Genomic DNA, 18,156 nt, shown 5'->3' with positions numbered 1-18,156 from the left:
AATTGAGGGTGTTCAACATACCAAATCTCTACGTTGTCCAGAGCGCGCCAGCAGGCGCCTGCTGGAGGGACTGGTCATGATGCTGCTGCTCGTCAGCGATGCTCGACGAGGGGCCGGACAGCGTTACTTCGTGGCGTCGCGCGCCGTCGCGTCCGCTTCCATCAGCTCCCGGCGCTGGGCCTCGATCCAGGCGTCCCCGGCGGCACGTGCCTGGGCATCGAGTTCCTTGTTCTGCCGGTCGTTTTCCTGGTACTGCGCCCACACCTCGGGCGTGATCGTCTCCAGTCGATGATCGGGGCGCAGCTGGATCGAGGGGGACGCCCCCATGGCCACCGTGAAGTTATCGAACAGCCATTGGCGGCGAAGCTCAGGCGAGGCATACAGAAGGTCCGGCTCCGCATAGGTCCGCATCGGCAGTGCCTGCTCGGCGAGGGGCGTGTCGGACGAAATCCTCGCCAGCCTGACGACCAGTCGCTCATGGTCCCGGTCTTTGTGATACAGGGCGGCGATATCGCCATCGATCCACAGGACGTACGCGTACCCCGCGATGGGATGGACCTGGAACGGGTGTTCACGGACCAGGATGAGATCACTGCGGTCTGTGTAGAGCGCCCGCCAGCCCGGCGGTGCCGGACGGATGCCGCAGTCGACGGTCCCTGCCGTGATCTTCTCCAGCGTCGCCCTGCCGCGGCTCGCGGAAAGCCGCGTTGTCCAGCAGCGTGAGCTGTCACGATTGTGCGATGCCATCAGAACTGCGTCTTCGTCCAGCACCACCGCATCGGTATGCACAAACGGGGCGTCTGTGGCGGCATGATCCTGCAGCAGCGTCGCGAAGTCCTTATCTGACAGCGCACTGCCATTCTCGTAAACGGCGTACGTGGTGTGGTGCTGGTACTTGCTGCTGTTGATATCCAGCCTGCTTTCCGTCACGGCCACGACCTTCAGCGTGTCTGACGAAAACACGGTCTCCCGCTGGGTGCGTGCACATCCAGCGGTGAGCAGCGCTGCACACAGCAGCAGCGCAGCAGAAAGCAGGACGGAACATGTTCTGGCGTGCATCGCGCTGCTGCCTGCGGGTCGGGATGGGATCCGTGCAAGCATATCCGCTTCGGCCACGGTTACCGGGCAGCACGGCCCCAAAGGGGCCGCACTGCCCTGCCCCGCTGGATCAGAAGCTGTAATCCAACGAAACACCCACGGTACGCGGCTGCATCATCACCGCATTCCAGCGCCGGTACTGCTGCGCGCCCGCGGCAGGAATCGTCCTGCCAGCGGCGACGTAGATGTCCTTGTTGGTCAGGTTGGTGATGAAGAAGCGCACGGTGGTGTTCTGGCTGCTCACTTCGGCAGTCAGGTCAACGGTGGTGTAGCTGGGCAGGTCGAAGGACTGCGTTGAGGCCACCGATGCCGCACGCTCGCCGTAATAGCGCAGCGCGCCACCGACGCTCCAGCCCCATTCGCCGCTCGTCGGGAACTGGTAGTCGGCCTGCAGGCTGCCGGCCCATTCGGGCACCTGCGGCAGCTGGGCGCCGGATTCGGCCTGGTTCGGGCCGCCCGGACGGGCCGGGGGAATCGGAGCCGTCAACGTGGCGTCGGTGTAGGTCAGGCTGCCGCTCAGGCGCAGGCCGTCGACGGGCATCAGCGCGCCGGTGAATTCAACGCCCTGGCTGCGTGCTTCGCCCCCATTGACACCATAGGAGATGCCCTGCGCCGTGAGCAGGTTCAAGCGGATGTCGTCCCAGTCGATCCGGAATGCCGCCACTTCCACCAGCGCACGACGATCCCAGAAGTGGCTCTTCAGGCCGGCTTCGTAGTTGATCAACGTATCCGACTTGACCTGCGCGGGCACCTCCGGGGCGGCCGGCAGGATGGGATTGGGGCTGCCGGCGCGGTAGCCGGTGGCGACCCGCACGTAGGCCATGGTGTCTTCGCCCAGGAACAAGCGCGGGCTGGCGCTCCAGGTGGTCACGCTTTCCGAGGAGTCGGTGATGCGCTGCACGCCATCGCCGCCCAACGGACCGCCGAGTGTCTGGCGGAATTCCTGGTCGTTGCGCGCATGGCGCACGCCCAGGGCCAGATCGAAGCGGTCGGTGAACTTCCAGGTGGCATTGCCGAACAGGGCCTTCTCTTTATACGTGGTCAGCACCGAGGCGGTGAACAGATCAAGCACCGGATTGAATGCCGGGCTCAGTGCACTGCCGCGCTCGATGTAGGCGGCATCTTCATCGGTATAGAACGCGCCGAGCTGCCATTGCAGGCGACTGTCGCCCTTGGAGGTCAGGCGGAATTCCTGGGTCCACTTCTTCAGCTCGATATCCGTGTCCAGGCCGGCGTACGCCATCACCGGGCCCACGCCGGGCTTCTGCCCCAGCAAGGGGATGTACTCCACCGACTGGTCCTGCAGGCGCCATGAATTGGATTTCATCCAGCTGCTGGCGGAGGTGAAGTCGGCCCAGCCCAGATCCCAGTCCACCGTCAGGCCGTACACGTCGTACTTGATCGTGCTCGGCTGCAGGAACAGATACTCGTTTGAGTAGCCGGGCAGCTTCGGCTTGAAGGTGGCCGGGTCGAGCGCGACCGTCGCGAAATTGTCGCCCTTGTTTTCCTGGCGCATCGCGGTGAGCAGCACGTCCACCGTATCGGAGGCCTTCCACAGCAGCGAAAGGCGGCCGGCGTTCTGGTACACATCGTTGGTGTCGCGGCGATGCAGGACGCTGTTGTCGATCCAGCCCGGACTGGTCTGCTCGGCGTAGCTGGCGCGCAGGGCCAACTGACCCTTCACCAGTGGCACATTGACGGCGGCGCGCTCGGAATGGCCCACCCGGCCGCCATCGTCGACAACGCGCATCGTGGCGCCGGCGCGGCCCGAGAAGTACTCCAGGTCCGGCCGTTTGGTGACGTACTTGACCACGCCGCCCAGCGCACTGGCACCGTACAGCGTGCCCTGCGGGCCGCGCAGCACTTCCACGTTCTGCACGTCGTACGGCAGCAGGTCGAACATGCCGGAGGTCGCACCGGACAGTGAGCCATTGGCGGTGAGCGGCACGTCGTCAACGTAGATCGAGGTCGAGGCGGTATTGCCCATCGGGGTGATGCCGCGGATCGAGATCGTCGAGCGGCCCGGCGCACCGAGGCTGGTGATCTGCAGGCCGGGAACCAGCCCGGCCAGGTCATTCATGTTGTTGACCTGGAGGCGGTCGAGCTGCTCTTCGCTGATGACGCTGATGGACATCGGGATATCGGTGACCACTTCCACGCGTTTCTGCGCGGTCGCGGTCACAGTGCCCAACGTATGTACGTCGTCGCGGTTGGGGTTCTCGGCGGCGACCTGTGCCAGTGCCGTGGCGCTGCAGCCCAGGGCCAGGATGCCTGCAGTGCAGGCCAGCGACAACGCGTTCATTCGGAGCGAACAGTGACTCATGTGATGAGACCTCGGTAGCGAAGCTGGACGCCCACGGCAATGGGCACGGAATGCGGCAGTCAGGGCACCCCGTCGTGCTGGGGTGGGGGCCGGCCTGGCAGTGACGCTCCTGGGATGAATGGCTATGCGTAAGCCCATGTAGGACACAATAGTCCTGTTCAGAGAACTGTCAATCCTGCGTCGCAGCATTGACATGAATTCATGCGCCAGGCCCGCCCCGGACCTCAGCGTCCGGCGCCCCAGACCGCTTCGTCACACCAGATCGTGCCGTCGCGATAGAGCACCCCGGGCGTGCGGTCCTGCTTGAGGAAGGTGGGCCCGTCCAGGTCGACGAGATCACACAACTGCCCGACCACGAAGCCCGGCGCAGCGCCCAGGCTGCTGCAGACCATGCACCCGACCATGACGCCCAGCCCGGCCTCGCGCGCCGCGGCGGCGATCAGCAGCGCCTCGGTCAGGCCGCCGCATTTGTCGAGCTTGATGTTGAATACGTTGAAGCGACCCTTCAGGGCGTCGACATCGGCCAGGGTGAGCGCGCTTTCATCGGCGGCCAGAGGAATCGGCGACACGAATCCGTCCAGATCGGCTTCGCGCCCCCGGGCCAGCGGCTGTTCGATCAGCGCTACATCGGCGTCCACCATGGCTGCCACCAGCCGCTCGAGATCGCCGACCTGGTAACCCTGATTGGCATCGACCCCCAGCCATACCTCGGGCCGCGCCTGACGGATCGCCGCGACGCGCGCGATGTCCAGGTCGAGATCACCGGTCAATTTGACCTTGATCGAACGCGCCTGGCGATACGCGACCGCGGCGGCCGCCATCGCCGTCGGCTCATCGGCGCCGACCGTGAAGGTCGTGGGGAGCGGCCGCGGCGGCGGCAGCCCTGCAAGCGCCCATACGGGCTTGCCTGCCTGCTTCGATTCCAGCTCCCAGAGGGCAGCATCAACCGCGTTGCGAGCGCCACCGGCTGGCAGGATCGCGCGCAGTTCCTCGCGCGTGGGGTGTGCCTCGATGGCATCACGCACGGCTTCGAGCTGGAGGCGCATGGTCTCGATGTCTTCGCCCAGGTAATAGACGCCGGTCGCCTCACCGCGGCCGACGTGCGTGCCGTCATCCAGGGTGACAAGGCAGGCCAGCCGGCTGTCGAAGACGTGGCTGGCGATGCGGAACGGTGCGGCCAGACGCAGCGCGTCGACGGCGATGCCGAGGGTGAGGCGGGCCATCAGGCGTTCACTCCGGATGCGGCCATGTCACGCGCCACAGCGGGCGTTGCCAACAGCTTGATCGAGCACATCTGCTTTCCCTGCCTCAAGGTGAGTAATTCTCACATCGAGACATTAGTTCTCCGCGCGGAGAACTGTCAATGGGCGCCGTGTCCGGCGCCCCTCCCTCGTGCCGCGTTACGGATTACTTCGCAGCTACCGGGGCCGGGGCCGGTGCCAGTGCGGCCGCGATCTGCGACAGATACTTGTTCCAGTCGAACTTCTGCCCTTCCGGTGTCCAGCCCAGACGCACGATCACCGCATCCTGCGAGGGAATCACCGCCATGATCTGATGGTTGTGGCCCATCGCCATGAAGGCATCGGGAGGCACGTCCTGCAGCACCTTCCGACCTTCTTCTGCAGCCGCGGCCCGGTTCAACCACAGCTGCGCGCCGTATGAGGGGCGCGGTGATGCTGGCGTGGGCGTCACCGCGAACTGGAGCCATTCCGGCGACAGCAGCCGCTTGCCACCGGCCTCGCCGTGGTTCAGATGCAGCAGCCCATAGCGCGCCCAATCCCGTGCCGTTGCATACCCGTAGGAACTGCCGACCAGGACACCGGACTCGTCCGGCTCGATCAGCGCGCTGCGCATGCCGGCCGGCTCGAACAACCGTGTCTGTGCAAATCGGGTCATGCCTTCCAGGGTGCCGCCGGTGGCCTCGAAGACGATCCGCGACAGGATGTTGGTCGTACCCGAGGAATAGCTCCAGTGCGTGCCTGGCGCATGTTCAAGCGGCATCGCGGCCGCCAGCGCGCCCATGTCACCGGCCTCGAACAGCATCTTGATCGATTCGTTACCGGGCTTGTAGCTCTCCACGAAGGCCAACCCGCTCGACATCGTCAGCAACTGGCGCAGCGTGATCGCGCCGCGCGGATCGCCTTCGCCCTTCCATTCCGGCACCGGCGCGGGGTCATCCAGCTTGAGCACGCCGTCATCCACCAGCAGGCCAACCAGCGTGCCCATGATGCTTTTGGTAGCCGACCAGCCCAACATGCGGGTGTTCTGGTTGAAGCCAGGCGCGTAACGCTCGGCAACGATCGCCCCACCCTGCACCACCACGATCGCACGGGTGTCCGGGTAACCGCCCACGTTCTGCTCATCGAAGGCCGCACTCACGGCCGCGTCCAGTGCGGCACGGTCGAGCTTCCCTTCTGCGGCGGCCTGCAGCGCCGGCACAGGCCGGTCACCCTGTGGCCAGGGGCGCGCCGCCAGTGGCGATAGTGGCGTGAGCTGGGCCGCCTGGGCCTTGAGCGCCGCGAGCTGCACGTCGCCCGTGGTCAGCGTGCAGCCGACCGCCGGGCGATGCAACGCGGTCCGGCTGGCCGTCCCAGGCGCGGAGGCGGTGACCGTCCCTGCCTTGCGATCGACCGCCAGCGCCACCGTCCTGGTGAATGGCGCCAGTGCGTGGATGTCGTCGCGCAGCACGTCGGCCTCGGCGCGGTTGGCCACGAAGATGCCGGCGCAGGCGATCTGTGCCGAGACCGCGGTGCCCAGATCCTCCGCGCTGGTGATCGGTGGTGCGGCGGCCAGTGCTGGCGCGGAGGCGGCGAGCGCCAGAGAGAGAAGACTCCAGCCGGAGGCGTGTCGGATCATGAGGTGTGTCCTGTGTTTGTTGGAGCGCGCACGTGGATCAGCGCGTGCGGCATGGGTGGCGCAGCGCCGAGCCCGCCCGGGCGCCGGTGTGTTTGCCACCCTCGAAACTCACCACACCGTTGACGATCACGGTTTCGATGCCGGTCGGCGCGCCGGCGGGCGCGTCCCAGCTCGCCACATCGTCCACCGTGTCCAGATCGAACAGCACGATATCGGCGCGCATCCCCTCGCGGATCAGCCCGCGATCGCTCAACCCCATCCGCTGTGCGGGCCAGCTGGTCATCTTGCGGATCGCGTCTTCCAGCGTCAGCACATGACGCCGCTTCACATACTCGGCGAGGATCCGCGGGAAGGTGCCATACGCGCGCGGGTGTGGCAGGCCGATGGCGCCGTCGCTGCCGTAGTTCACCGCGGCGGCCGCGTCACTGCCAATACTCACCCAGGGCTGGCGCAGCGCGAGCTGCACATCCTCTTCGCTGATCATGAAATACAGCGCGACCGCCCGATTGGGCAACCCTTCAAGCGCGATGTCCCAGGCCGCATCCGCCGGGTCCAGATTCAGTTCGGCACCGATCTCGGCCAGTGTCTTGCCATGGAAGCGCCGGTACTTCTCACTGAAGCTGTTGGCCAGGCGCACGTTCTGGAAGCCACCCGACGCATGCACCAGGTTGGACCAGCCCGGCATCGAACCGGCGGCAACCTCCTTTTTCATGCGCTCGCGCACCTTCGGATCGCGCACGCGCTCGATACCTTTCTCAAGCCCGTCGGCCCAGACCCAGCTCGGCGCGATGATCTCCAGCCCGGTGCCGCCGGCGGTGTAGGGATAGAGATCGGCGGCAACATCGACGCCGCGGTCCCGCGCTGCATTGATCGTCGCCAGTGCCTGGGGCATCAGCTTGCCCCACTCCGGCGCATAGGCAGCCTTCAAGTGGAAGATCTCCACCTTGACGCCGCCCTTCTCGCCGATCTCGATGGCCTCTTCAATGGCCTTGACCACGCCCTCGCTCTCGTCACGCATATGCGTGGCGTAGAAGCCGTCGCATTGCGCGGCCACCTTGGCCAGCGAGACCAGATCGGAGGTGCTCTGGAAGCTGCTGGGTGCATAGATCAAGGCGCTGGAGATACCGAACGCACCGGCCTCCATCGCAATCTTCACCTGCTCGCCCATGGCATCGAGCTGCTTCCTGGTCGGCGCACCAGCGGCATCGCCCATGACGTGCACGCGGGCCTGGGTGGAGGAGTAGTACGTGCCGAAGTTGACCGCGATACCCTGCGTTTCGAGCTGCTTGAAGTAGCCCGGCATCCCCGCCGCAGGCACCGGCGGTCCGCCCTCGCCGCCGATCAGCGTGGTCACGCCCATCCGCAACTTGTTCTCGGCCGCGCCGTCCTTGAGCAGCGCCGCGCCGGACTGATCCATCATGTCGATGAAGCCCGGCGACACATAGCGCCCCGTCGCGTCGATCTCGCGGGTGCCCTTGCCGGGGACCTGGCCGACCTGGACCACGCGCCCCTCCTTGACCGCCACATCGGCACGGACCCACGGGTTGCCGGCACCGTCGAGCACGCGTCCACCGCGGATCACCAGGTCATAGTCGGCCGCGGCCGCGTTGGCGGCGAACAGCATCGATACGCCCGCCCAGAGCAGGGTGCGCTTCATCATTGCATCTCCTTGTTGGTGCGCGCCTGCGCACGCACGTCATCCACGACCTCGCGAACCGCATCCACCACGCGATCAGGCTGATCGATCTGGATGTAGTGGCCGGAATCGCTCACGATCTGTTGCTGCCCGCGGCTGGACAGGGCGGCCTGCTCGGCATGCAAGGTGCGCCATTCCTGCTTGAACCGGGCGCCCTCCTCCGCCGTCAGGCCCATCTTCTTCAGCTCGTCGGGCCTGAACGGCTTCAACGCGGTCAGCACGATCACCGGGCGGTCGCCAAACGATGTAACCGCGCGGGCATCGTCCATGGTGCTGTCGAAGCCGTCGAGTTCTGCGGTCGCGCCTGTGACCGAGGCACTGGAGAAGGCAGTGATCTCCGCGGCCTCATCCTTCGGGCGTGGACCATGATCGGCGCGCGAGAACAGGAAGCGCACCAGGCCGGTCCGTGACAGTGCCGTGGCGGTATGCATCAACAGCGACACCTTCTTCGGGTGGACATCGATGCTCACCACGCTGCCGAGCCGGGCGATCTGATCCGGGTGCGAGGGGTCGACCATCACCAGCCCGGCGACCTGATCGCCGTAGCGCCCCACATAGGTCCGGATGTACGGCCCGCCGATGGAATGGCCGACCAGCACCAGCGGATCGGTGATGCCCGCGCCTTTCAACAGGGCGTGCAGGTCATCGGCCACGGCCGACGCACGCTGCGGGGTGTCCTTCGCATCGCTGCGCATGATGCCGGCGCGGTCGTAGGCACAGGCGCGGGTGAAGCGGGCGATCCGGTCGTGCACCCGGGTCCAGTCCATCGTGCCGCCCGTGCCGAGACCGGACTCGAAGATCACGGTCGGGGTGCCACTGCCGCGACACTCGATATGCATCTGGCGTCCGCCGACATCGACCATCTGGCCGCGCAGTGGATGATCGGTCGCCGCGCTCCGGCGTGCCAAGGCCTCGTAGACCACCCCGATGAGGGTGATCAGGATCACGACCGCCAGCAGACCCAGCGCGATCCACTTCACCCACCGACGAAACCGCCGCCAACCCTTCACTGCTGTCATGTCGTGCTCTCTTGAATGGCGTGCTGAAGCCTGCGTTGCGCCGCAGGCGGTTGAGAATCCTGTGACCTGCCTGCCCGGCCAACGCAAACGACCGGGGACAGGTTCAGGCCCATATAGGATATAAGCGTCCTATTTGGAGAATTGTCAATGTGCAGTGCGGGGCGCGCGGCCAGCCCATGGGCCACTCCGGAGGGCACGCTGCCCAGCGCCAGACTGCGACAAACCGTCGCAATCGAGCACGAACCGGGCATTTTCGCCGGGAATCCCGACAGACATGCCTTACCATCGGGCCGGTGCGTGCGTCCCTCCTCCACCGCTGGCTTCATTCATGGGCCTTGCTGGCGATTGCGCTGGTGATCGTGGCGCCCATGGTCAGCCGGGCATTGGCGCCGGTGAACGCGCCCGTCATGGAGGCCTCGCCGGCACCCGATCCGCATGCGGCGCATCACGCCATGACGGATGCCGACGCGCATGCGGGCCATCACGCGCATCACGATAGGGATCAGGGAAAGGCCAGCCCCGCTGCCGAAGCGCCTGCCGATCCGCATGCCAGCCATGAGATGGGCGTGGACTGCGAGTACTGCCTGATTGCGGCCCGTCTCATCAGCCTGCTCGTGGCTCTGCTCCTGCTGCTGACGCAATGGCCGGCCGTGTTTCGATCGCTGTCGGGTCTGGTCGACTGTCGCCGCGCCCCCGCACGGGGAACGCTGGGAGCTCGCGGCCCGCCGCTGCTGGCCTGCTGATCCGGTCCTGACCAGGTGCAGCGCTGCTGCCCCCTGCCCTGTCTGCTGATCCATCGTGTCCGGTGGGGCCAGGCGATGCCGGATTGGAACCGATGCCCCGCGCCATCCGGCGTCTCTGCCGGACCTTGTTCCTGCCCCGGTCGATCTGACCGTGGCGACCGATGCTGTGGACCATGACAACTTCTTTTTCGTATCGACCGTTGGCCAAGGCCATCACGGCCGTGCTTGCCGCTGCCCTTCTCCTTCCCGCCACCGTCGCCGCCCAGAACGGTACCGTGCTGACCCTGGGCACCGTGCAGGCGCGTTCGGCCGCCGAGCGCGAGCTGTCGGCCCGTTCGGTCTTCACCTCGGTGGATCTCATCGGCGGCGATGTCCTTCAACCGCAGAAGGTCGACCATAGCTGGGAGCTGCTGATGAATGCCCCGGGCGTGCAGGTCACCCAGTTCAAGATGGGCACCGACGCCGGCCGTTTTTCGTTCCGGGGTTTCAATGGCGAGGGCCGCATCAACGCGGTCAAGCTGCTGATCGACGGCATTCCGAGCAATGACAATTCGGGCGGCATGCCCTACCTGGATGCGGTGTTTCCGCTGGACATCGCCGCGCTCGAGATCGTGCGCGGCACCAACGATGCCCGCTACGGGCTGCATGCGATTGCCGGTGACGTGAATGTGTTGACCCGCCAGGGCGGCACTGACGGCCAGCTGAGCATCACCGCTGGCAGCTTTGGCACGCAGGATGTGCAGTTGGCCAAAGGGTTCGAGCGCGGCCCCTGGTCACAGAACTATTTCGTCGGCTGGCGCACGTCCGACGGCGAGCGCGACCATGCCGATGGCACCCAGCGCAGCTTCGTCGGCAAGTGGTTCTACACCGACCCTGACGGCCGGTGGCGCGCAGGGCTGACCAGCCGCTACTACAAGAACGCCGCACTGGAAGCCGGCTACCTCAGCTATCCGGAGGTGCAGGCCAATCCGACGCAATCGCCGGCCTACGCACGCGATGACCGCAGTGAGCGCGAGACGGTCCAGACCGCCATGCACATCGATGGCGCACTGGGCAGCGACTGGAGCTGGAACGCCAAGGCCTACCAGAACGACTATCGCAACCAGCGCTGGGTGACGTTCACCGCGGGAGGCGCTCAACAGGAACGTTTCAACGATGAGACCCATCGCGGCCTGCTCTTGAACACCACCTGGCGCCCGGACTCGCGGCTGGCCGAGTTCGTCCTCGATGCCGGCGTGGATGGGCAGTGGCAGGACAACACGGCCCGCCGCTACAGGACCGTCGCGCGCGAGCGCCAGGCGACCCTGCGCGATTGGGACTACACCCTCGATACCCGGGGTGCCTACGTGCAGGCGGTAATCCGGCCGATGGACGCGCTGAAGATCGTACCCGCCTACCGGGTGGATCGCGTGTATGGCGACTTCCACAATGGGGCGACCGGCCTGCGCGCACCGGTCTACGACTATGGCCTGATCAAACAACCCAAGCTGAGTGTGTCCTACGATCTCAGCCCAACCACGGTCGTGTACGCCAACTGGGGGCGAACGTTCCAGATCGGCAGCGGCAATGGCGCGTATCGCACGCAGGTGAACGATCTTGCTCCCTCCCTCAACGAGGGCTGGGAGGCCGGTATGAAATGGGCGCCCGTGCAGGGGCTGCAGACCCGGATCGCGTACTGGGAGCAGCGGGCCAGCGATGAGGTCGCCACCGTCCTGGGCGTCAATGGCGTGGTCGGGGCCAATGAGGTCGGCAACGTGGGCCAGACGCTGCGCCGCGGTTGGGACGCCCAGCTGACATGGCAGGCCAGCGCCCAGTGGCGCGCCTGGGCCGCGTACTCGCGGCAGAAGGCGGTGATCGAGGTGCCCGACCCCAGTGCGCCGCAGACCCGCGGGCGGCAGATCGAGAACGTGCCGAACTGGCTGGCCAGCGCGGGGGTGGACTACGCCCCGACGGCCGACTGGGCCTTCAGCGCCTGGGGCAATGGCCAGGGCGACTACTTCGTGGAACGAACCAACACGCTGGGACGCTACGGCGGCTATGCACTGTTGAACCTGAGCGCCACGTACCGCCTGGACGCCCGCAACAGCCTGGCCCTGCAGTTGAAGAACGCGACAGATCGTTTCTACGTGTATGCCTGGTACGACAGCGGTTCCTCGGGCTACTCACCCGGTGATGGCCGGGCGCTGTACCTGAGCTGGACCCGGGAGCTCTGACATGCCAACCCCCGCTACCCCGCGTGCATCGGATCGCTGGCGTTTCTACCGCGCGGTGTGGCGGTGGCACTTCTATGCCGGCCTGTTCGTGCTGCCCTTCATCGCCTGGCTGGCGTTGACCGGGGCCGTGTACGTCTACCAGAAGCCGATCGATCGCTGGATCCATCACGATCTGAAGGTCGTGGAGACCGCAGCGCTGCCACCCTCGCCTGCCAGCGCCCAGCTGGCGGCCGTCAATGCCGTCAGTCACGGGGAGATCTTCCGTTACACCACGCCGGACTACGCCGACGGCACCATCGAGATCGGCGTCCAGGAGGCCGACGGTCGACGGCAGGTCTACTACGTCGACCCGGGCACCGCGCAGGTGCTGGGGCACCTGCCCGACAAAGGCACGTTCTCGGGCGTGGTGCGGCAGCTCCACAGCCTCGATCTGCTCGGCGATTACGCCAGTGCCCTGATCGAGATCGCCGCTGGCTGGGCCATCCTGCTGGTGGCGACCGGCGTGTACCTGTGGTGGCCGCGCGGGCAGAACGGTGGGAACACCACGGTTCGCGGGCAGCCGCGACAGCGGCTGTTCTGGCGCGATCTGCATGCGGTGACCGGCGTCTGGGTCGGCGGTGTGCTCGTGTTCCTGGCCGTGACCGGCATGCCCTGGTCGGTGGTCTGGGGCCATCAGGTCAATGCCTGGGCGAACGGTCACGACTATGGTTACCCGACCGGGGTGCGGGTGGACGTGCCGATGTCCGCGCATCGGCTTGCCGACACCACCACGCCAGCCTGGTCGATGGCGCAGGCACAGCTACCGGTCTCAGCGGTGCCGCATGCCCAGCACGCCGCTGCCGATGACGGGCATGCCGCACATGGCGGCGGTCCACTCGGGGTTCTGTCGCCGCAGCCCGGTGCGCTCGGCATCGACGCGGCCATGCGCCGGTTCAGCGCACTGGGGCTGGCACCGGGTTACAGCATCGCGCTGCCGCGTGGGCCCATGGGGGTCTACACCGCCTCGGTCTATCCGGAGGATCTGTCGCGCCAGCGGGTGGTGCATCTGGACCAGTACAGCGGCCGGGTTCTGCTGGACATGGGCTACGCCGATTACGGTGCGCTTGGGCGAGGACTGGAATGGGGCATCAATGTCCATCTCGGCAACGAGTACGGCACGGTCAACCGTGTGGTGCTGATCATCGCGTGCGCAGCGATCCTCCTGCTCTGCCTCAGCGGTGCGGTGATGTGGTGGAAGCGGCGGCCCATCGGCGGGATCGGCGTGCCGCCACTGCCGAAGCACGGGCGAAGCGTGGCGGGTGTCTTCGTGCTGCTGTGCATCGGCGGCGTGGTGTTCCCGCTGGTGGGCCTGTCGCTGTTGGTCGTGGGGCTGCTGGACTACCTCGCCACCCGTGGCTGGCGACGGACGTGAAGACCCGCACTTCACGCGGCGCACACTACCCTCTTGCCGTCACACCCCATGGAGCTGCCCCCTCGTGAGCCGGCATTGGCCGCCAACGCGCGCGTTAAAAGGACTTACCTGTCTCTCCCTGCTTTGCATGAGTGGCGCTGCCATCGCCCAGCCCGTACCGGACGGCGCCACGGTCCCCGCCTTGGATTGGCAGCAGTCCCAGCAGCGGCTGGAACAGGTGTCCGATGCCCTGGCCGCGGCGGATGCGTCGGTGCGCAACAAGCAGGACCTGCAGGACGCCACCCGCCTGCTGCGCCTGCCCGAGATCACCGGTGAAGTGCGCCGGTTGCAGTTCCAGAAGACGCTCACCCTGCCGCTGGGGTCCTTGGCGCCGGTCGCTGAGGCCTTCGGCATCGACTCGCCGTTGCAGTTCACCGAGCGCGACTGGCGCACCCGCCCGGTGGTCACTGCGGTACTGCCGTTGTACACCGGTGGCTTGATCCCCGCCGCCCAACAGGCCGCTGCCGGCGCGACCGATCAGGCCAGCGCCGAGCGCGAATCGCAGCGCCAGTCACTGAGCGTGCAACTGGTCCAGGCCTATTTCGGCCAGCGCCTCGCCGAGCAGGCGGTGGACGTGCGCCGCGAGGTGCGCGATGGGCTGCAGCGTCACCTCGATGATGCCCTGAAGCTGGAACGCGAAGGCTTTGCCACCCGCGCGCAGCGCCTGCAGGCCAATGTGGCCCGCGACAAGGCCGAGCGCGAGTACCAGAAATCGCTGAATGATCTGCAGACGCTGAAGGCCGCATTGGCCACCCTGCTGCGCAGCGGTGGCGACGTCCGCCCGCTGTCGCCCTTGTTTGTGCATCGCGCGCCGATCGGTGCGCTGCCTACCTTCGAACGCGATGCACAGGCCCGGCAACCGCAGATTGCCCGCCTGCGGGCCCTGGTGGCCCAGGCCGAGCAAGGCGTGCGCGTGCAGCAGGCCAAGCTCAAGCCCACCGTGTTCCTGTTCGGCCAGTACGATTTCCGCCGCCGCGACGAAATGTTGACCGACCCGGACTGGGCGTTCGGCATCGGCCTGAAGTACACCTTCCTGTCGCCCACCTCGCGTCCTGCCCAGATCAGCGCCGCCCGCGCGCAGCAGGATCAGGCCGAAGCCGGCCTGCGCGAAGCCGAGAACCAGGTGACGCTGGGCGTGCGCAAGGCCTGGTACGAACTGGATACCGCCCGCCAACAGTTCCTGCTGCTGGACAGCAGCATCGAACAGAACCGCGAGAACCTGCGGCTGCAGGAGCTGGCCTTCCGCGAGGGCCAGGCCACCTCGCTGGATGTGATCGATGCGCGCCTGGGGCTGGGCGGCGCACAGGTGGAACGCGCGCAGGCCGCGTATCAGTACGACGTGGCGCTGGCACAGCTGCTGGAGATCAGTGGACAGATGGACCGATATGAAGAATTCCGCCGCCGGGGCGACGAGGTGATCGCGCATGAATGACACATTGCAGGCGCCGGCCGACGCGCCGCCGCCGAAGAAACGCAAGGCCGGCATCCTCATCGCGCTGGTACTGGCGATCGTCGTCGTGGTCGGGCTGTGGCTGGCCTGGCGCACGCCGGCCGAACAGCTGCAGGGCATGGCCGATGCCGACACCGTCAACGTGGCGGCGAAGATCACCGCGCGGCTGGCCGAGCTGAAGGTGCGCGAGGGCGACCGGGTCACCGCCGGCCAGGTGCTGTTCGTGCTGGACAGCCCCGAAGTGGCAGCCAAGGAGCAGCAGGCCCAGGGCGCGCTGGAAGCGGCGCGTGCGGTGGCCGACAAGGCCGACCAAGGGGCACGCAGCGAGGACATCCGTGCTGCGCAGGCCAACTGGAAACGCGCCGAGGCGGGTGCCACCCTTGCCGATGCCACCTATCAGCGCGTGCAGAACCTGTACAACGAAGGCGTGATGACGCGGCAGAAACGTGACGAGGCCTTGGCCCAGGCGCGCAGTTCGCGCGAGCTGTCCAATGCCGCACGGGCGCAGTACGACCAGGCGCTGGCCGGCGCGCGCGACCAGGACAAGCGCGCCGCGCAGGGCCAGGTTCGCCAGGCGCAGGGCGCCGTGGCCGAGGTGGATGCGGCCCGCGACGAGATCAACGGCCGCGCGCCCATGGCCGGTGAGATCAACAAGCGCATGTCGGATATCGGCGAGCTGGTCCCGGCCGGCTACCCGGTCTTCACCCTGGTCGACATCGACCGCATGTGGGTGTCGGTGAACCTGCGCGAATCGCAGATGCGGGGCCTGAAGGTGGGTACCCGCCTGCGCGGCAACGTACCCGCGCTGGATCGTGATGCCGAGTTCGAGGTGTATTTCATCAATCCTGCCGGTGACTACGCCACGTGGCGTGCCACCCGGCAGTCGTCCGGCTATGACGTGCGCAGCTTCGAGATCCGGCTGCGCCCGGTCGCCCCGGTGGAAGGCTTCCGCCCCGGCATGAGTGTGCTGTTCGGGTGGCCGCAGGGATGAGCCGGTCGGTGTGGGCGAGTGCCAGAGCCTCGTTCCAGCGCGAGCTTGAGCACCTGCGCCGCGATCGTGCCGATCTGCTGCTGGTCACGCTGCTGCCGGCCGTGATGCTGGGGTTGATGGCATGGCTGTTTGCCGCCTCGGTGATGCGCGATATCCCCATCGCCATGGTCGACCTCGACCGCAGCGCGGAAAGCAGACAACTGGCCCGCATGCTGGATGCCAGCCCCGGCGTGACCATTGCCAGCCAGCCGTCCACCCTGGCCGAAGCGCAATCGCAGCTGCGCCGGCTGGAGGTGTTCGCGGTGGTGCTGGTGCCGCGCGATGCCACCCGGCAGGCGCTGCGTGGTGAACAGGGCACGGTGTTCGCGTACTACAACGCCACCTACCTCACCACCGGCCAATCCGCCGTGCGCGATATCGTCGAAGCCGTCAGCGCCTGGAATGCGCGGCTGCTGGGCGAGCGCATCGGCAAGCAGGTCGGCCCGGCCACGCTGCGCGCCCCGCCGATCGCCGTGCAGTCGGACATCCTGCACAACCCGGCACGCAGCTATGAGCTGTTCCTGCTGCCACTGCTGTTCCCGGCGATCCTGTCGCTGGGGCTGGCACTGGCCGTGGCAGCCAGCCTGGGCCGTGAGGTCCGTGATGGGCAACTGCGCGATTGGCTGGGCGACACCCCGTGGTCGGCGATCGCCGGCAAGGTCGTGCCATACGTGCTGCTGTTCTCGATGTACGGTGCACTTGGGGTGCTCTACCTTGCCCTGCTCCGTGGCGATGGCATCGCCGGCAGTGCGCTGTTGCTGATGCTGGGGCAACCGGTGTTCTACCTGGCCTGTGCGGCGGTAGCCCTGCTGTTTGTCGGGCTCACCCGGGACATGGGCACATCGCTTTCCGCGATCGGCTTGAGCATCGGCACCGCGCTGGCATTTTCCGGCGCCACCTTCCCGGTGGTCGATGCGCCGCTGTTCACCCGGGTCTGGAATCTCCTGCTGCCACTGACCGCCTACGTGAAACTGCAGACCCAGCAGCAGTTCGTCGGCGCGCCTTGGAGTGTCTCGCTGTGGCCGCTGGGCACGCTGCTGCTGATGGGGGTGGTGGCCGGTGGCATCGGTGGCTGGCGGCTGATTGCTGCCGCGCGCAGCGCCGATCCAGCATTGCCGGGCGCACCGCGCGAGGCCGGTGCATGAGCCGCTTCGTCGACAGCCTGCGCCTGACCCTGCGCACGGTGCTCACCGACCGGTATGCCGTCGTGTTGATGGTCGGCGCGGTGGTGCTGTACTCGTTCTTCTACCCGGCGGCCTACCGCCATCAGGTAGCCAGCAACCTGCCCATCGTGGTGGTTGACCACGACCAGAGTGCCACCAGTCGAGAATTGCTGCGGCGGGTGGACGCGCTGCACACGGTCCGCATCGTCGATCAGCCGGCCAGCATCGACCAGGCACGCCATGTGCTGGAAACCGGCAAGGCCGAAGGCATTCTGCTGATCCCGGCCAACCTTGAACGCGACATTCTGCGCGGCAGCCACGGCTATCTGGTGTTGATGGGCAACGGCGCCTACCTGGGCCGCGCCAGTTGGGTGCTCGGCGGCGTGGCCGAGGCCCTGACCGCGTTCGCGCGCGAGGCGGCCGTGTCCCAAGCGGCGTTCATGGGGGCGCCGCAGGCACCGCCGATCACGTTGGTGCAGCGCCCGCTGTTCAATACGCAGGAAGGGTACGGCAGCGCCATCGTGCCCGGCGTGGCCGAGCTGATCGTGCATCAGACGCTGCTCATGGGCATCGGCGTACTGCTCGGCGCGCGACGGTTGGCGTTGGGCCGGCGCCTGCGCTTTGACATGCCGACACTGGCCGGCATGGCGATTGGCTTCGGTGCCATCGGCCTGCTCGGGCTGCTGTATTACGCCGGTTTCACCGCGTGGGTGCAGGACTACCCGCGTGGTGGCAATCCACTCGGGCAGTTGCTGGGCGGCACGTTGTTCATCGCCGCCACGGTGGCGTTCGGGCTGTTCATCGGCAGCTTTTTCGCGACCCGAGAACGTGCCTTCCAGGTGGTCGTCGCCTGCTCCATCCCGCTGTTCTTCCTGGCCAACCTGTCCTGGCCGGCGGTCACCTCCCCGCCCGTGCTGGTGGCCCTGGCCCACCTGCTGCCGACCACGCCCGGCATCAACCTGATGGTGCGGTTGAATCAGATGGATGCCAGCCTGGGTGAAGTCAGCCACGAGCTCTGGACCCTGCTCGCGCTGCTGGCGCTTTACGGTGGTCTGGCGATATGGCGGCTGGGCGCACGCAGGCCGGACTGACCTTGAGCCTCGCTGGTGGCCCAG

Annotated in this window: 13 protein-coding genes; 7 read left to right on the top strand and 6 right to left on the bottom strand. The window is 66.9% G+C overall.

What is annotated here, in order from left to right:
- Nucleotides 1–123: 123 nt before the first annotated feature.
- From ABE483_RS01860 to ABE483_RS01835, 6 genes are all read right to left on the bottom strand, one after another.
- Nucleotides 124–1,059 (bottom strand): hypothetical protein, encoded by a 936-nt coding sequence (locus ABE483_RS01860; RefSeq protein WP_346480972.1) that lies wholly within the window; start codon nt 1,057–1,059, stop codon nt 124–126.
- Between the two features lie 109 nt (nt 1,060–1,168).
- On the bottom strand, nt 1,169–3,400 hold the full coding sequence (locus ABE483_RS01855; RefSeq protein ID WP_313209804.1) for a TonB-dependent receptor: 2,232 nt from the start codon (nt 3,398–3,400) through the stop codon (nt 1,169–1,171).
- 245 nt (nt 3,401–3,645) lie between these two features.
- A complete protein-coding gene (locus ABE483_RS01850; RefSeq protein ID WP_346480971.1) occupies nt 3,646–4,644 on the bottom strand; it encodes a dipeptide epimerase in 999 nt (332 codons plus the stop codon).
- A gap of 184 nt (nt 4,645–4,828) precedes the next feature.
- Nucleotides 4,829–6,277, bottom strand: a complete 1,449-nt coding sequence (locus ABE483_RS01845; protein ID WP_346480970.1) for a serine hydrolase — start codon at nt 6,275–6,277, stop codon at nt 4,829–4,831.
- Nucleotides 6,278–6,314: 37 nt separating this feature from the next.
- A complete protein-coding gene (locus ABE483_RS01840) occupies nt 6,315–7,934 on the bottom strand; it encodes a D-aminoacylase (RefSeq protein ID WP_346480969.1) in 1,620 nt (539 codons plus the stop codon).
- The gene (locus ABE483_RS01835; RefSeq protein ID WP_346480968.1) at nt 7,934–8,953 is read right to left on the bottom strand and encodes an alpha/beta hydrolase; all 1,020 of its coding nucleotides are present in this window, start codon (nt 8,951–8,953) and stop codon (nt 7,934–7,936) included. The genes ABE483_RS01840 and ABE483_RS01835 overlap by 1 nt, the downstream gene beginning before the upstream one ends.
- Before the next feature lie 383 nt (nt 8,954–9,336).
- On the opposite strand from ABE483_RS01835, the gene ABE483_RS01830 reads away from it, so the two are divergent.
- The 7 genes from ABE483_RS01830 to ABE483_RS01800 all read left to right on the top strand — a co-directional run bounded on the left by ABE483_RS01830 (nt 9,337) and on the right by ABE483_RS01800 (nt 18,132).
- The gene (locus ABE483_RS01830; protein ID WP_313219202.1) at nt 9,337–9,735 is read left to right on the top strand and encodes a hypothetical protein; all 399 of its coding nucleotides are present in this window, start codon (nt 9,337–9,339) and stop codon (nt 9,733–9,735) included.
- Between the two features lie 173 nt (nt 9,736–9,908).
- Nucleotides 9,909–11,948: a TonB-dependent receptor gene (locus ABE483_RS01825; protein WP_346480967.1), complete on the top strand. Its 2,040-nt coding sequence runs from the start codon at nt 9,909–9,911 to the stop codon at nt 11,946–11,948.
- 1 nt (nt 11,949) lies between these two features.
- On the top strand, nt 11,950–13,359 hold the full coding sequence (locus tag ABE483_RS01820; protein ID WP_346480966.1) for a PepSY domain-containing protein: 1,410 nt from the start codon (nt 11,950–11,952) through the stop codon (nt 13,357–13,359).
- A 127-nt stretch (nt 13,360–13,486) separates the two neighbouring features.
- The gene (locus tag ABE483_RS01815) at nt 13,487–14,830 is read left to right on the top strand and encodes a TolC family protein (protein WP_346480965.1); all 1,344 of its coding nucleotides are present in this window, start codon (nt 13,487–13,489) and stop codon (nt 14,828–14,830) included.
- Complete coding sequence (locus ABE483_RS01810) at nt 14,823–15,839, top strand: efflux RND transporter periplasmic adaptor subunit (protein WP_346462400.1); 1,017 nt, start codon at nt 14,823–14,825, stop codon at nt 15,837–15,839. Before ABE483_RS01815 ends, ABE483_RS01810 begins: the two co-directional genes overlap by 8 nt.
- On the top strand, nt 15,836–17,023 hold the full coding sequence (locus tag ABE483_RS01805; RefSeq protein WP_346480964.1) for an ABC transporter permease: 1,188 nt from the start codon (nt 15,836–15,838) through the stop codon (nt 17,021–17,023). The genes ABE483_RS01810 and ABE483_RS01805 overlap by 4 nt, the downstream gene beginning before the upstream one ends.
- The gene (locus ABE483_RS01800) at nt 17,020–18,132 is read left to right on the top strand and encodes an ABC transporter permease (protein WP_346480963.1); all 1,113 of its coding nucleotides are present in this window, start codon (nt 17,020–17,022) and stop codon (nt 18,130–18,132) included. The genes ABE483_RS01805 and ABE483_RS01800 overlap by 4 nt, the downstream gene beginning before the upstream one ends.
- The last annotated feature ends 24 nt before the right edge of the window (nt 18,133–18,156 follow it).

The organism is Stenotrophomonas sp. TWI602, from assembly GCF_039674045.1.
Classification (GTDB): Bacteria; Pseudomonadota; Gammaproteobacteria; order Xanthomonadales; family Xanthomonadaceae; genus Stenotrophomonas.
This window is presented reverse-complemented; position numbering and strand designations above follow the sequence as displayed.

Excerpts from the sequence above, each read along its gene's own strand:
- ABE483_RS01840 (WP_346480969.1), bottom strand. The coding sequence starts at position 7,934 with ATGAAGCGCACCCTGCTCTGGGCGGGCGTATCGATGCTGTTCGCCGCC.
- ABE483_RS01815 (WP_346480965.1), top strand. The coding sequence starts at position 13,487 with ATGAGTGGCGCTGCCATCGCCCAGCCCGTACCGGACGGCGCCACGGTC.
- ABE483_RS01800 (WP_346480963.1), top strand. The coding sequence starts at position 17,020 with ATGAGCCGCTTCGTCGACAGCCTGCGCCTGACCCTGCGCACGGTGCTC.
- ABE483_RS01855 (WP_313209804.1), bottom strand. The coding sequence starts at position 3,400 with ATGAACGCGTTGTCGCTGGCCTGCACTGCAGGCATCCTGGCCCTGGGC.
- ABE483_RS01860 (WP_346480972.1), bottom strand. The coding sequence starts at position 1,059 with ATGCACGCCAGAACATGTTCCGTCCTGCTTTCTGCTGCGCTGCTGCTG.
- ABE483_RS01850 (WP_346480971.1), bottom strand. The coding sequence starts at position 4,644 with ATGGCCCGCCTCACCCTCGGCATCGCCGTCGACGCGCTGCGTCTGGCC.
- ABE483_RS01805 (WP_346480964.1), top strand. The coding sequence starts at position 15,836 with ATGAGCCGGTCGGTGTGGGCGAGTGCCAGAGCCTCGTTCCAGCGCGAG.
- ABE483_RS01820 (WP_346480966.1), top strand. The coding sequence starts at position 11,950 with ATGCCAACCCCCGCTACCCCGCGTGCATCGGATCGCTGGCGTTTCTAC.
- ABE483_RS01810 (WP_346462400.1), top strand. The coding sequence starts at position 14,823 with ATGAATGACACATTGCAGGCGCCGGCCGACGCGCCGCCGCCGAAGAAA.
- ABE483_RS01825 (WP_346480967.1), top strand. The coding sequence starts at position 9,909 with ATGACAACTTCTTTTTCGTATCGACCGTTGGCCAAGGCCATCACGGCC.
- ABE483_RS01845 (WP_346480970.1), bottom strand. The coding sequence starts at position 6,277 with ATGATCCGACACGCCTCCGGCTGGAGTCTTCTCTCTCTGGCGCTCGCC.